Below are 14,714 nucleotides of genomic sequence, written 5' to 3' on the forward strand. Positions count from 1 at the left end.
TCTGCGCGAATCGCAAGAAAAGGGCTCTGCCCTAAAGGATGCTCTTTATGCGGCCTTGATCAACGCTTGCCTAAAGGACGGACTTCTACTGCCCGGAAGGTATTGGGCTTGCGTTCCGAATCAATCACTTCGCTCAGGACGTCGGTAAAGGCCCTGACCTTGGCGGAGTCATTGCGGGCGCGCGTGGTGACTGAGTAAAAGGTCCGGCACTGGGTGATCCAGTTTGTATAGACGGGCACCAGTGTGCCCTGTTCGATGGCGCGCAACACAAAGATGTCCAGAACGTGGATCACTCCGGCGCCGTGGAGGGCCGCATTCACGACGGCGTCGTTGCTGTTGAAATGCAGCGTGCCGCGGGGCTGCACCGCCACGGTTTCTTCTTCCCGTGTCAGCAGCCAGGGATTCGAGGTGCGGCGCTCTTCTGCCAGCACCCCCAGGCAATCCTGCGGGTTGAGGTCCGCAGGATGTTCGGGCAGGCTTGCCGCCACTTCGGGCGTGGCACAGACGACGTAGCGCGCCTCGTAGATCGGGCGGGCAATCAGGCCTGCATCCTCCACACGGTCCATGCGGATGGCCACATCAATGGCTTTTTCAATCAGGTTGTGCGGCTGGTTGGTCAGCGTGACCATGGTCGAGATACCAGGATGACGCAGTGCGAAGCCGTGCAGCGCCGGGCACAGAAACGCGTGGCCAAAAGAGATCGGTGTTTCAACCACCAAGGGCCCGCGCAGCTCCCCGAGCTGGCTGCGCACCTCGATTTCCGCGTCATCCACGGCGCGTAGAATCTCGCGCGCCCTTTCCAGATATTTTTCGCCCTGCTCTGTCAGGTGCAGGCGGCGGGTATCGCGATGAATGAGCGTTACGCCCAGGCTCAGCTCCAGATTGCGCACACATGCCGTCACGGTGGCATTGGCCAGATCCAGCGACTCGGCCGCACGGGAAAAGCTAGAGCATTCCGCCACGCGAACAAACACGGTCATCGCCCACAGTTTGTCCATCTTGTTTCTTTTGGTGGAAGTTGTCTCCATGGCGTCTCTCTTGGCTCTTCATAGATGAAGTGCGGATTTTAGTGCGCCGCCATGGTTGTCGGCTGCGCACTGCGCCAGGAGACAGCTATCCCGCCGCCGCAGGCATCACGCGCTGCGGCCGGACGTATCAGTCCATCGTCGCTCCGGATTTCTTGGCCACGTCCGCCCAGCGCAGGTTTTCCTGGGCCACGAAGTCTGCGAATTCTTTGGAGGTGGCGCTGCTTTGGGGCACCACGGCCACCCGGGTCAACTGCTCCTTGATTTTAGGGTCTTGCACTAGTTGGTTCATAGCGGCATGGATCTTGGCGACCACGGCATCCGGGGTGCCGCCGGGCGCAAAGACGCCGAACCAGTTCACTGAGGAAAACGAAGGCAGCCCCTGCTCGCGGGCTGTTGGCACCTCAGGCAGAAAGTCGATGCGCTTGTCGCTGGTCACCGCCATGGCTTTGAGCTTTCCTTCGCGCACGAAGCTGATCACGGCGGGCAGGTCCATGGTCACGGCATCCACGTGGCCTGCCAGCGTATCGGACACTGCCGGGCCAGCCCCCTTGTAAGGCACGTGCATGATTTTGCTGCCGCCCGCAGCCTGCTTGAGCAGTTCGATGGTCAGATGGGGCAGGCCGCCATTGCCTGACGAAGAGATCGTGATTTCACGTGTTTTGGCAAGCTCCATGAACTCGCGGAAGTCCTTCACGTTCAGGCTGGGGCCCGTCACGATAGTTTCCGGTGTCCAGCCCAGGGTGCCAATGGACATCAGGTCCTTGGTCACGTCGAAAGGCTTTTTGGGCATCAAGTGCGGTGCGATCACCAGCGCGCTCGCACTGGACAGCAACAGGTTATAGCCATCGGGGTCCGCCTTGGAGACATGGGTGGAAGCGATCACCCCGCTAGCGCCGGGCTTGTTTTCCACAATCACCTGCTGTCCCAGGATCTGACTCAGCGGTACCGCGACAATGCGTGCCACGATGTCATTGGAGCCTCCTGGCGGATAGCCGACAATCAGGCGAATAGGCTTGCTGGGAAAGGCATCCTGGGCGAACGCCGGTGCGGCAGGAGCCATTGCCGCGGCGGCAAGGCTTGCTATAGCAGCAACCGTCATCGCTTTGCGTCTTATCCGTCCAGCTATTCTCACGGTTGTCTCCAGTTTTTTTAAGAATAGGTGCGTGAATATAGGGTCTGGTGAGGGATTGTCCTAGCGGAATAAGCAAATAGAGTTTTCGCTTCCATCGATTTATTCAATTTTCTGGTCAATGGAAATGGTATTTTCAGAAAAAAATTGAATTAAATCTGAATGAATATAGATGCTTCCCTAGGTGCGCGGAGGCATTAAGGCGCATTAAGGATTGGCAGTGCCAAAAAAGCGGGTGGCAAGGCTTATCCCCAAAAGCATCCATCACCCTGGCTCTGATGGCGCACCGTTCAGAACCCTGCGCGCGTCGACGGCTAAGCCGTCAGGCTGCGCGAGCGGCACAGAACAGAGGCGAAGCCCTGGGATGCGCTTTGCTTCCTTCTTTCTGGGGCAGGGGCCGGCTGATATTCCGGCAATCGGCATTAAAAACTATTTATTAATGCTGGATGATTTTAATGTGTTTTTCAGAAATTTGATTATTTTATTTTTAATAGATGGCAATTGAATTTGCCATATTTTTTAATAAAAAATATTGAATAATTGATTGAGTTTATTTCTATCTAAATATTTCGGTTGTGAGGGTGTTCTGATGTATGCAAGCGCCGGAATTAGCTACTTAAGTCCAGCCTGCTCAGCCCATCGCCAGCAACACGTTTTTGTTGAAAATCCCTGCTGGCTTGCGCTGTGTTGAAGGCGGGCTCTGGCTTAGTGTGGGCGTCTCGGGCGCTGTAACGCCCGCATCAACGATATGCCACGCTTGTCGCTCATGTATCGATTGCCGCCCGCCGATGACTGCGCAAGCGGCAACGCGGCAATAGCAGCTTGAATCGTCGCATGGGATCGGCGGCTGTTGTCGGCGCCACGCGCTCTCGCTCCGGGCCGATCGCTGGCGCGGCAGCCGCGGATGGCCTGAGCCGCGGCTCATTCTGTCGCGCCCATGGGGGTCAGCTGGCGGCAGGAGGCTGGGCTTCCATGTCCTTCTTTTTCTTCTCCTCTTTCTCTCCATCGTAATGGGACTTGATGGCGAGAAACATGAACGTCGCCAAGACCACGAGCTTGAACGTACCGAAGATGACAGGGACCCAAAAATTCATCATTTCCTCAAAGCGCTGCTTCAGCAGCTTCATTTACGACTCATACGCCAGGCAAAGACGAACAAAGCCGTGAACGCCAAAAAAGCATCAGCCCGCTTCCAAAGCGTGTGGGATCGCTTCCCTCGCCGTACTTGACGGACAAGGTCTCTCCGCATCCAGACAAACTCTGCGCGCGGGGCAGGCTGCCACAGACAGAACCGGCCGGTTTCTCGCCCTGTCGTCCTCTCGTATTTGCCGGACAAAGAGCAAGACGGAAAGCGGCCGGGTGTGGGGGGCGTGAACGCCTTACTCGCCTGATAGCAGTGGAATTCTATCGCCAACTACCCTGCAAATGGCTGAATGCCCGAGTTTGTACGTTTTTTTTACTTGGGTAAGCCGAATAAAACCATACATTTATATTTTGTATGTATTTCAGCCTGTTTTGGCGGACGCGCTGGCAGACAAGATGAGGTGTCCAGCGCTGGCGCTTCATCGCTTGTCGCGGTGCGTGCTAAGGCGCTGTGATCGACCTTGTTTTCTTCTTTCGGGCGAGCCGGGGTTTTGGCTTGATCGTTTTCTCTCGCCGAGCTTGTGCGCGCTTCAGAATGTGCAGAGTATTAATGACCGTCAAGGTCTTCTCTTATTGTCTGTGCTAAGGATGCTGCGGTTGGCGGGTGTTCCGGGAGCAGCGATTTTTCAGTATGCGATGCATCTCTCGCGGCAATAAAAATGCCGAAAATCCACCTATCCTAGGAAAAAAAAAGCGGTATGTCAGATTGCCCATATGTTCCGGCTCATGTAAAAAAAGAAAGCTAGGGGAAAGGGCAGCATGAGTTTTGGCCCATGCGTTTCGCCTTCCGTGTGACTTGATTTTGTCGCATTTACCGCGTGACGCGCCATTCGAATGGGCCTGCGGCGTGATTCGCCTGTCCTGCTTTGCTTGAGTACCGCTTAACTCAATTCTCCGGATTCTTGTGTTGCTGTTGTCGCCTGGGAGGGTTCCCTGCCTGGATCAGGGGCATTCCTGATTCCCAGCAGCTAGGTTGTTCGGAAAATCCGGAGCGTTTCAATCTGTGTTGATCGCCACGTGCTGTCTGACGCTATTTCAACAGGGGCTAGGGAAATGAAAGAGAAGCAAGCCACAAACCCTCAGCGGAGGGGTTTTCTGAAAATTATACCGGCGGCGGCGGCAGTGACCGCCGTTGGCGTTTCGACAACGGCCCAGGCGCTGCCCGGCGCACCCGGGTCCGTCGATGCCTTATCTGATCTTCCCCGTGAGGTCAGCGACTATCTCCCGGTTTTTTTTAATGATGGTGAATATGCCTTCATAAAAAGCGCGGTGGACCTGCTCATTCCTGAGGATGAGCTGGGGCCAGGGGCAATCGCTACGGGCGTGCCAGTGTTCATCGATCGTCAAATGGAGACGCCTTACGGTCATGGCCAGCTTTGGTACATGAAAGGGCCCTTCCACCCCGAGATTATGAAGAGCACGCCGACGCTCGGTTACCAGCTCAATATGACCCCCCGCGACATATACCGTTCCGGTATTGCCGCCTTGAACAAGTGGTGCAGCAAGAAACACGGCAAATCTTTCGCCGAGCTGGACCCTGGCAAGCGCAGTGAGGTGCTTACCCTGTTAAGCGATGAAAAGCTTGAGTTCGGCGACGAAGATGTTCCGGCCGGCGTTTTTTTCTCGCAGCTTTGGGAAAACACGAAAGAGGGCTTCTTCGCTGACCCCATGTATGGCGGAAATCGGGATATGGCGGGTTGGAAAATGGTGGGATTCCCTGGAGCGAGAGCGAGTTATCTGGATTGGGCGGACAAGTACAACGTCGAGTACCTGATCAAGCCTGTCTCCATTATTCCCAAGAAAATCTAACTGATAAGGAAGCGAAATGGCCATTCAGAAAGAGAGGGTCAATGTCGTGCTGGTCGGTTTCGGCTGGACGGGCGCGATTTTTGGCGAGCAGCTGACTGCTGCGGGGCAGACGGTCGTCGCATTGGAGCGAGGCCATATGCAGCAGACCTCGACAGACGCCAAGTTTCCTCAGGTGATAGATGAGCTCAACTATGGGGTGCGGGGCAAGCTGTTCCAGCCGCTGGCCAAAGACAGCCTGACGATACGGCATGACGTAGGCCATACCGCAGTGCCTTACCGGCAGTACGGCTCGTTTTTGCTCGGCAACAGCGTAGGGGGCGCCGGACTGCATTGGAACGGCATGTTCTATCGCTATCTGCCCAATCAGCTCCGGCTGAAGAGTTTTTACGAAGAAAAGTATGGCAAAGGTATTGTCCCTAAAGGGATGTATCTACAGGACTACCCGGTAAGCTACGAAGAGCTTGAGCCCTATTTCGCCAAATTCGAAGAGGTCTGCGGTGTTTCCGGCCAGGCTGGCAACCTGAAAGGCGCCAAACTCAAGGGCGGCAATCCCTTTGAGGGCTGGCGCTCCACCGAGTTTCCGAACAGGCCCCTGATAAATAGCTATGCCTCCGAGCTATTCCGCAAGGGCTGTGAGGAAATGGGCTATTCGCCCTACCCGGCCCCTGCCGCCAATGCCTCGGCTCCCTATACCAACCAGTATGGGGTCCGTCTCGGTCCCTGTAATTACTGCGGATTCTGCGAAAAATTCGCCTGTTATAACTATTCCAAAGCTTCGCCTCAGACCACCATTCTTCCGGTGCTGCTGCAAAGGCAGAATTTCGAGCTGAGAACCAATGCGAATGTGGTGAAGATCAATACCGATAGCGACAAGAAGATCGCTACCGGCGTCACCTATGTGGATGGCCAGGGAAGAGAGGTGTTTCAGCCGGCCGATATCGTCATCCTGAACGCGTTCGCCATCCATAACGTTCGCCTGCTGCTTTTGTCTAAGATCGGCCAGCCGTACGACCCCGTTTCGGAGACCGGCACCCTGGGGCGCAGCTACGCCTATCAGCGCGACGTGAGCATCAAGGTGGTCATGCCCGCCGGGACCAAGCTCAACACCTTCATCGGCACCGGGGCCGGTGGCGTGGCGATGGATAACTACAATGAAACGACCTTTGACCATTCCGGTCTGGGTTTTCTGGGCGGGGCGAGCATCCGCACCAGCATTCATGGTGGACGACCTATCCAGCAGACGCCGACGGAAGCAGGTTCGGCGAAATGGGGCAGCGGCTGGAAAAAGGCCACCCAAGAGGGCTATCAGAGAATCTTCTCGATCGGGATTTCTGGGTCCGTGATGTCCTATCGGAATGCCTATCTCGATCTGGACCCGACCTATACCGATAATCTTGGCCTGCCCTTGCTGCGCATGACCTTCAACTGGCAGGCCAATGAGAACAAGGTCGCCAACTACCTGATGAACAAGATGGCGTTTGTCGGGCGCGCTCTGGGCGGCAAGGTGGAGTTCGAGGACTTTGCCCTCGATGCGCCGTATGACACCAGAAAGTACCAGAGCACGCACAACACGGGCGGCGCCATCATGGGTGACGACCCGAAGACCAGTGTGGTGAACAAATATCTTCAACACTGGGATGTGCACAACCTGTTTGTTTCCGGCGCAAGCGCTTTCCCGCAAAACGTGGGCTACAACCCGACGGCGCTGGTAGGGGCTTTGGCATATTTTTCTGCCTCCTATATCGTCGAAAAATATCTTCCCAAACCGGGCATGATGGTTTGATGGCTATAAGGAAAACGTCATGAGGATCGTCAGGAACTTGGTTTTGTTAGTTATTTTGGCGGCCATCTTGGTTGTCGGTTTTTTTTATTTCTATAAAGGAAACGAGTCCACCATAAAGCCTACATCCAAGCTGTCCAAGGAAGAGCTGATTCTGAAGGGGAAGTACTTGGCGAGGGCCGGCGACTGTATGGCCTGTCACACCAGCGATAAAGGCAGCTTCGCCGGTGGTGTCGGTCTGGATTCAGGCACGCCCGTCGGCTTGATTTATCCGAGCAATATCACCCCTGACAAAGAGACCGGGATCGGGCATTACAGCCTGCGGGATTTCGACAATGCCTTGAGATATGGCATCAAGAAATCCGGGGAAAGCCTCTATCCGGCCATGCCTTATCCCTCCTTCGCATCGGTGTCGAGCGAGGACGTCGAGGCCCTCTATGCCTACTTCATGCATGAGGTGAAGCCGGTCAACAATGCTGTGCCTGGTCCATCCGGGTCATGGCCGTTCACCATGAACTGGCCCATCAATGCCTGGCGTTTGCTGTTTGCGCCGGATGTCACGTCCATGGTGGCGTTCAAGGATGATGGGGATCAGCTCTTGCGCGGCGCTTATCTGGTGGGCGGCCTCGGGCATTGCGGCACCTGTCACACGCCGAGAAATGACGCCATGGTCCAGGTGGTTTTTTCGAACGACAAGGAGGATCGGTTTCTGTCGGGAGGGGGATCGCTGGAAGGCTGGAATGCCGTCAACCTGCGGGGCAACAATATGGCTGGTCTCGGCCGGATGAGCCAGGAAGACCTGGTCCAGCTGTTGAAAACAGGCAGGAACAATCATTCCGCTGTGTTCGGCCCGATGGCAGAGGTGGTGGAGGACAGCCTTCAGCATCTGACGGACAGGGATATCACTGCCATAGCCGCCTACCTGAAGTCACTGACGCCCAGCGTTCCTCAAGGGGCGGTATTCCAGTACCAGCCCGCCACGCAAGAAGCGCTGTCGCAAGGCCGAGTGGAGACCCCTGGGGCGCTCTCTTTCCTGAACAACTGTGCGGGCTGCCATCGCACGGACGGCAAGGGCTATGCCCAAACCTTCCCGGCTCTGGCGGGCAATCCTTCCATCCTGAACAGTAATGCCGACTCCTTGATCAGCATTATTCTGCGTGGTAGCCAGATGCCCGGTACCGCTGGGGCGCCTACCCAGTATGCGATGCTTGGATACGCCTGGCGTTTGGATGACAAGGAAGTGACCGATCTCGTCAATTTTGTCCGCAATAGCTGGGGCAATAGCGCGAGGACCGTCAGCCAGGCGGAAGTGGCGTCGATCCGGCAGAAGTTCGTCACCCCCGAGATGCTGAAATGGCAGCAATCGGCGAGTAATGACGTCCTTGTTCCGAACGAGCAATAAGGCGATAGGGAGGGCGGGATAAGCTTTGTGCTTATCCCGCTTATCGCATCTTTTCTTTTTGGCAGGCGGTGGCTTGTGTGGCGGGAGCCGGCCCGCCCTCGTGGATCGCAACACCACCGTCCTGAACAGGGCCGCATCGCGGCCCTTTTTTTCGCCGGTAGGCGGACCCAAAAGGGTTTTTAGCTCGATGGTTCATGGCCTTGAGTCAGAGCGGGTCCGCATCAGAGGTCGCGATTCTCGGTTTATTGACGTTGGCGGGATTGGGCTGCTTGCAGCCCAATTCCGCCGCGATGCGATAAGCCAATTGGCTCATGGTTTTGATTATGAGTCTGTTGCTGCTATCTGGTTTGAGGCTGAGCGTCGCTACGACTTTGTCAGCCAGCGCAATCAAGTGGCTGTCGGATCGGAATGGCTGGCTTAGCTGGATTACTAAAGAATCATTTTTTTGTAAATAGAATAAGTTTGTTTTTTCGTATTAATGGCCTTGATTGAAATGGACGAATCTATAACAAAAAATCGCCGTTGTTGCGGCTTGCCATATACTCGTCGGGTCGGATAATAAATTTTTGCCCTTACTCTATTCAAACCGCTGCAAGTCGTCTTTCGATTATTGCTTTGTAGTTTGAGAAAGACGATCGAGCGGTGAACACCTCAAAAGGACTTTGTGTCTATGAGCGATCCAAGGCAGGCAACGACAACGTCCCCGCATCCTGCGGATTCACCTGCGCCCGCAGCGGCGCAGACCCCGAACGCGGCCACCCAGCAGGCCGGCGGCGGCAAGGGCAAACCGGTTCCGCTGGATGCCGCGGCGATCGCGGCCAAGCTGAGCGAACTCAAAACTTCGGACAAGGGACTGTCCAGCGCCGATGCGGCGCAGCGATTGACCCAGTATGGGCCGAATGCGATCGAGGCCAAGGAAGAGCCGCTTTGGCACAAGCTCTTCGGTTATTTCTGGGGGCCTATTCCCTGGATGATCGAGGCGGCGGCGCTGATTTCACTCTTGCGCGCCGATTGGGCGGATTTCGCTGTGGTGATGGGGCTGCTCATTTATAACGCGGCCGTGGGGTTCTGGCAGGACGCGAAGGCGGCATCGGCGCTTGCAGCATTGAAAAAAGACTTGGCGCTCAAGGCCCGCGTTCTGCGTGATGGCGCCTGGGTCAGCGTTGATGCGGCCAAGGTGGTGCCGGGCGACATTATCGATGTGTCGGGCGGCGAGATTGTGCCCGCAGACCTGGTGCTGATCTCGGGCGATTATCTGAGCGTGGACCAGGCGGCGCTGACCGGCGAGTCGCTGCCTGTCAGCAAAAAAATCGGCGATAGCGCGTTTTCCGGCTCGATCGCCAAACAGGGCGATATGAAGGGCGTTGTGATCGCGACCGGCAACAACACCTTCTTCGGCCGCACGGCCAAGCTGGTGGCCTCGGCGGGCGTGAAATCGCATTCCCAGACGGCTGTCGTGCAGATCGGCGATTTTCTGATCGTACTTGCGGCGATTCTCGCGGCGATACTGGTCGGCGTGCAGGTGTACCGCGAAATCGTGGTGCCGGATGCCTGGACCTGGGCGACCGCAGGCTCGATTCTGCAATTCGTGCTGGTGCTGCTGGTGGCTTCGGTGCCGGTGGCGCTGCCCGCCGTGATGTCGGTGACCTTGGCGCTTGGCGCGCTGGCATTGTCCAAGCAAAAGGCGATTGTTTCGCGCTTGTCAGCCATCGATGAACTGGCGGGCGTGGATGTGTTGTGCTCGGACAAGACCGGCACACTGACCCAGAACAAGCTCACGCTCGACGCACCTATCGGTTTTAACGACGCCAAGCCCGACGAGGTGATTTTCGCGGCGGCCCTCGCCACCCAGACGAGCAGCGAGGATGCCATCGATCAGGCGGTATTGAAGGGCGTCAAAACCCCCGCCGATCTCGCGCAGTACAAGCAAACCCACTTCGTCCCCTTTGATCCGGTAAACAAGCGCACGATCGCGACGGTCACGGATAGCGCAGGCAAGTCATGGCAATACGCCAAGGGCGCGCCGCAGGCGATCTCGGCCTTGTGCAAGCTTGATCAGGCGACCGAGACGGCGTATGACGGCAAGGTTCACGACCTGGCCAGCCATGGCTACCGGGCGCTGGGGGCGGCCAGTTCCGAGGACGACGGCAAGACATGGAAGTTGCTGGGCATCCTGCCGTTGCTGGACCCGCCGCGCGTCGATGCCAAGGACACCATCGCCAAGACCAAGGAGCTCGGCCTCCAGGTCAAGATGGTGACCGGCGATGACGTTGCCATCGGCGCCGAGATCGCAACCCAGCTTGGCATGGGCCCCAATCTGCTGGTGGCCAGCGATGTGTTTCCCAAGGGGACCGATGCCGCTCATATTCCCCAGGCCTCGATCACCGCAGTGGAAAAGGCCGACGGCTTCGGGCGGGTGTTTCCGGAACACAAGTACGAGATCGTCAAAGCGCTTCAGCAAGGCGGTCATATCGTCGCCATGACCGGTGATGGCGTGAACGACAGCCCGGCGCTCAAACAGGCCGATTGCGGGATCGCCGTGTCTGGCGCGACGGACGCGGCCCGTAATGCGGCGGCGCTGATTCTGACCGCCCCGGGCCTGTCCACCATTGTCAATGCGATCATCGAGAGCCGGAAGATCTTCGAGCGCATCAACTCCTACGTCTATTACCGCATCGCCATGACCATCGCGATCATGGTCGTCGTGGTGTTGTCCAGCGTGGTCTTCAACATCCAGCCGCTGACCGCAATCATGATCGTGGTGCTGGCCCTGCTGGATGACATTCCTATCATGACCATCGCCTATGACCGGGTGAGGCCAGCGAGTAAGCCGGTGCGCTGGGACATGCACCATATTCTGATCTTCTCGGTCCTGATGGGCATCATGGCGACCCTGGAGAGCTTTGGCCTGGTGCTGGTGGGCATGGAGTGGATCAGCAGCACTGCTTTGCAGGCCTGGATTCCGCTGGATCAAAGCCATTTGCAAACGGCCTTGTTCCTCCAGCTCGCGGCTGGCGGCCACATGCTGCTCTTTGTGGTCCGCACCCCGGGTTCGATTTTCCGGCCGCTCTATCCGTCCTGGCCCTTGTTCCTGGCGGTGGTGGTCACCCAGATCGTGGCGGTGCTGCTGTGCGGTTTCGGCATTCTCGTGACACAGCTTCCCTGGGCAGTCATTGGCCTGGTCTGGGTGTATGTGCTGTGCTGGACCGTGCTCATCGACATCGTGAAGATCGCCTATTACCGCTTTGGCCCGCCCTCCCGGGCGGCGCAGCCTGGTCTTAAGGCGCCGATTGTCGCCAAGCCGGCCTGACCCTCGCATCCCGGCCGCCGCATGATCGGCGGCCGGCAGGCAATAAACCGAATTATCTGGGAGAGAGCATATGGACTATCGCAAGAAGCTGATCGTGGCGCCCGGCTCGAAGGTCAAGCTGAAAAACCTGGACCCGGGCTGGCATGGCGAGCATGGCAGCGAAAAAGAAGCGGCGGAAGATATTGCCAAACACCTGGCCAGCATCGCCGATCACCAGCGTCTGCTGTATGGCGAAAAGCGCCATGCTTTGCTGATCGTGTTGCAAGGCATCGATGCGGCGGGCAAGGACGGCGTATGCTGGCATGTGATCAAGGGTATGAATCCACAAGGCGTCAACGTCAGCGGCTTCAAGCAACCCACGCCGCAAGAGCTCGCCCACGATTTTCTGTGGCGCGTGCATCCGCACACGCCAGGGCTCGGCCAGGTCGCGGTGTTCAATCGCTCGCATTATGAAGACGTGCTGGTGGTGCGTGTTCACAAGCTGGCGCCGAAGTCGGTCTGGTCCTCCCGCTACGATCGCATCAATGAGTTTGAGAAGCTGCTGCACGAAAGCGGTGTGACGATCATCAAGTTCTTTTTGATGATCACGCCCGAGGAGCAGCTCAAGCGCTTTGGCGAGCGCTTGGACGATCCGATGCGCCAATGGAAGATCTCCAATAGCGACTACACCGAGCGCGCGCTCTGGGATGACTATATCGGCGCTTATGAGGCGATGCTGGAGAATTGTTCGACCAAGCATGCGCCGTGGTATATCTTGCCGTCCAACCACAAGTGGTTCCGTAACTTGGCGGCCTCGCAGATCATCGCGGAAACGCTCAAGGATCTGCATATGAAGCTGCCCGAGCCGACGGTCGATATCGCGGCCATCCGGGCGGAATATCATTCCGCGCAAGCTGCCCCAGGCAAGCCGGAAGCGGCTAAGTCGCCCAAGTCTGGCAAGTCGGATAAGGCCGGGAAGAAGGCCAAGGCAACAAAGTAAGGGTTTTTGATGGATCTCACGCTTGCGGTTTTTCTGTTGGTCTATGTGGCGATGGGCGTCGGCCATCTGCCAGGATTCAAGCTCGATCGGACCGGGGCTGCAACGGTCGGGGCCATGGTCCTGCTCGCGCTGGGCTACATATCACCGCAAGCTGCCTGGGATGCCATTGACTACCGGACCATCGGCCTGCTTTTCGGGCTGATGGTCGTTTCTTCGGCTTTTGTGGTTTCCGGCTTTTATGACAAGGCGGCGCGATGGGTGGGCGGTCTGCGTGTTGCGCCGCCGCTATTGCTGGCCATTCTGATCGCTGTGGGCGGCGGGCTGTCTGCGATATTGACCAACGATGTGGTGGTCGTGGCCATGACGCCGGTGCTCGTGTCCATCACGCTGACGCGAGGCCTGAACCCGATTCCATTTCTGCTGGCATTCTGTTTTGCGTCCAACGTCGGTTCGGCCGCGACCATCATCGGCAGCCCGCAGAACATGATCGCCGCCGAGGCGCTAGGGCTCTCGTTTACCGGCTTTATGAGGGTATCGGCCCTGCCGGCTCTGCTCGGGCTGCCGCTCATCTGGTTGACGATAGTCCTTCTCTACCGTGGCAAATGGCAGCGCAGGGCGCAAGCGGCAGCCGTGAAGGGGCCGGTCGCTGAGGCGATCCCCTTCGACCGGGTCGAAACGCTCAAGGCGGCGGTGATCACCCTGCTTATGGTGGGTGCTTTCGTCTTTAGCAATTGGCCGCATATGTTGATTGCGCTGGGCGGCGCGGCGGTGCTGCTGGTCAATCGGGGCATTTCATCCAAAAACATGCTCAGCCGCGTCGACGGCGATCTGCTGCTTTTGCTGATCGGTCTATTCATTGTCAACCAGGCGGTGGCCGCGACCGGCCTGCCTCAGCATCTCTTGACCGAGTTGAGCGGCATAGGCCTGCATCTGCAAGATCCGCTGTCCATGCTGGCGATTATGTCGGTGTTGAGCAATGTGGTGGGCAACAACCCTGCCGTCATGCTGGTGGCGCCCTTTATCGATGGCGTCACCAACCCGGCGGCGCTGGGCGCGGCGATTGCGCTGGGTACCGGCTTCTCATCGAACATGGTGATTTTCGGCAGTCTGGCTGGCATCATCGTGGCCGAGCAGGGCAAAGAGCATGGCGTGACTATCAGCTTTTGGGAGTTCGCGCGGGCCGGTTTGCCGGTGTCCCTGCTCTGCCTTGCCTTGGCCGTGGGCTGGATTCTTTATCTCACCTGAGACCATCAGCCTTGCCGGCGGGTTCGGCAAGCTGAGAAAGAGACGAAGGCCGCTTTGCCGAGGCCCTCTGCTTCCTATGACCCCAGCGCGTTTCAGACCTGTCGCGCTCAGGCGGGCGTCGAGTCGTATCTGGCATTTCGCGGATGTCAGACCGGCTATTGAACGTGAAAAACGGCTCGGCCGACGTGACGATTTCCTGGACGAAATCTGGGCGATGCGAAACACCTACTGCAGGATTACCGCCCCGAGGCGGTGCCCACGCCGCCTTATTGCTATGGCTATCAACGGCCCACGCCGGCCTTGGCCCAGCGCATCCGCCAGTTCGCGGGCAATACCGCCGAAGCGCCTTCCCCGGTGCCTCGGACGGTCTGCCCGGAATAGGCCGGCCTATTCCCGTATGCGGCCCTTGGTTTCGGGCAGCATGAGCGCGGCGATGATCACGACGCCATAAGCTGTGGTGGTGAATACGCCGAAGGCCCAGGCCAGGCCGTGGGTTTGGCCGAGATAGCCCGCCAGGCTGGGAAACAACGCGCCGATGCCCCGGCCGAAGTTGTAAGCCCTGGCCGTTGGCGCGGACGTCCGAGGGGAACAGCTCGGTCAGATAGGCGCCGATACTGCCGAAAATGCCCGAGGCGGCAAAGCCCACACCGCCGCCAAACAGCACGTTCAGGCGCACCCCGGCCTCGTGCATGGCCTCCAGTTCGGCATCGGTGATGTCGGGCGCTGCGGCGAGCTTGCACAGCTGCGTGTCCCAAGCCCGTCTGCCAACAAGGCCTACTTTAATTAACTAAATTATTAATAATATGGGTGATAATACCAGTGACATCGTTGCACAGATTGCCTACCCGGGTGGCTGAGCTTTCCCGCCCGCCCCTTTTCTTAGCCCCAC

General features: G+C 57.8%; 11 protein-coding genes and 3 pseudogenes. 9 read left to right on the forward strand and 5 right to left on the reverse strand.

Annotation, left to right across the window (positions count from 1 at the left end; translation table 11 throughout):
- Nucleotides 1-59 precede the first annotated feature (59 nt).
- Nucleotides 60-998: a LysR family transcriptional regulator gene (locus tag U0029_RS00810; protein WP_162790353.1), complete on the reverse strand. Its 939-nt coding sequence runs from the start codon at nt 996-998 to the stop codon at nt 60-62.
- 157 nt (nt 999-1,155) lie between these two features.
- Nucleotides 1,156-2,088, reverse strand: a complete 933-nt coding sequence (locus tag U0029_RS00815; RefSeq protein ID WP_162790352.1) for a Bug family tripartite tricarboxylate transporter substrate binding protein — start codon at nt 2,086-2,088, stop codon at nt 1,156-1,158.
- A 289-nt stretch (nt 2,089-2,377) separates the two neighbouring features.
- Here U0029_RS00815 and U0029_RS00820 point away from each other — a divergent pair, with 289 nt between their 5' ends.
- Complete coding sequence (locus U0029_RS00820) at nt 2,378-2,662, forward strand: hypothetical protein (RefSeq protein WP_127815312.1); 285 nt, start codon at nt 2,378-2,380, stop codon at nt 2,660-2,662.
- A gap of 439 nt (nt 2,663-3,101) precedes the next feature.
- Here U0029_RS00820 and U0029_RS00825 read toward each other — a convergent pair whose 3' ends face one another.
- Entirely contained in the window at nt 3,102-3,284 is a 183-nt protein-coding gene (locus U0029_RS00825) for a hypothetical protein (RefSeq protein WP_012418888.1), read from the reverse strand.
- Nucleotides 3,285-4,353: 1,069 nt separating this feature from the next.
- Here U0029_RS00825 and U0029_RS00830 point away from each other — a divergent pair.
- The 8 genes and pseudogenes from U0029_RS00830 to U0029_RS17315 all read left to right on the forward strand — a co-directional run.
- A complete protein-coding gene (locus U0029_RS00830) occupies nt 4,354-5,109 on the forward strand; it encodes a gluconate 2-dehydrogenase subunit 3 family protein (RefSeq protein ID WP_114852075.1) in 756 nt (251 codons plus the stop codon).
- A 16-nt stretch (nt 5,110-5,125) separates the two neighbouring features.
- A complete protein-coding gene (locus U0029_RS00835) occupies nt 5,126-6,892 on the forward strand; it encodes a GMC family oxidoreductase (RefSeq protein ID WP_114852074.1) in 1,767 nt (588 codons plus the stop codon).
- A gap of 19 nt (nt 6,893-6,911) precedes the next feature.
- Nucleotides 6,912-8,291: a cytochrome c gene (locus U0029_RS00840; protein ID WP_114852073.1), complete on the forward strand. Its 1,380-nt coding sequence runs from the start codon at nt 6,912-6,914 to the stop codon at nt 8,289-8,291.
- 100 nt (nt 8,292-8,391) lie between these two features.
- Nucleotides 8,392-8,712, forward strand: a complete 321-nt coding sequence (locus U0029_RS00845) for a hypothetical protein (protein ID WP_127815311.1) — start codon at nt 8,392-8,394, stop codon at nt 8,710-8,712.
- Nucleotides 8,713-8,961: 249 nt separating this feature from the next.
- Nucleotides 8,962-11,601 (forward strand): plasma-membrane proton-efflux P-type ATPase, encoded by a 2,640-nt coding sequence (locus U0029_RS00850; RefSeq protein ID WP_114852071.1) that lies wholly within the window; start codon nt 8,962-8,964, stop codon nt 11,599-11,601.
- 70 nt (nt 11,602-11,671) lie between these two features.
- On the forward strand, nt 11,672-12,580 hold the full coding sequence (locus U0029_RS00855; RefSeq protein ID WP_012418881.1) for a polyphosphate kinase 2 family protein: 909 nt from the start codon (nt 11,672-11,674) through the stop codon (nt 12,578-12,580).
- A 9-nt stretch (nt 12,581-12,589) separates the two neighbouring features.
- On the forward strand, nt 12,590-13,825 hold the full coding sequence (locus U0029_RS00860) for an ArsB/NhaD family transporter (RefSeq protein ID WP_012418880.1): 1,236 nt from the start codon (nt 12,590-12,592) through the stop codon (nt 13,823-13,825).
- Nucleotides 13,826-14,032: 207 nt separating this feature from the next.
- Nucleotides 14,033-14,206: pseudogene (locus tag U0029_RS17315) on the forward strand (pectate lyase family protein); the annotation flags it as partial.
- Nucleotides 14,207-14,212: 6 nt separating this feature from the next.
- On the opposite strand, the pseudogene U0029_RS00865 reads toward U0029_RS17315, so the two are convergent.
- Together U0029_RS00865 and U0029_RS00870 are read right to left on the reverse strand one after the other, a co-directional pair.
- Nucleotides 14,213-14,480: pseudogene (locus U0029_RS00865) on the reverse strand (MFS transporter); the annotation flags it as partial.
- Nucleotides 14,457-14,546 (reverse strand): annotated as a pseudogene (locus U0029_RS00870) (amidohydrolase family protein); the annotation flags it as partial. The pseudogenes U0029_RS00865 and U0029_RS00870, both read right to left, overlap by 24 nt.
- Nucleotides 14,547-14,714: the final 168 nt, after the last annotated feature.

The sequence above is a fragment of the Bordetella avium genome, assembly GCF_034424645.1.
Lineage (GTDB): Bacteria > Pseudomonadota > Gammaproteobacteria > Burkholderiales > Burkholderiaceae_B > Bordetella > Bordetella avium.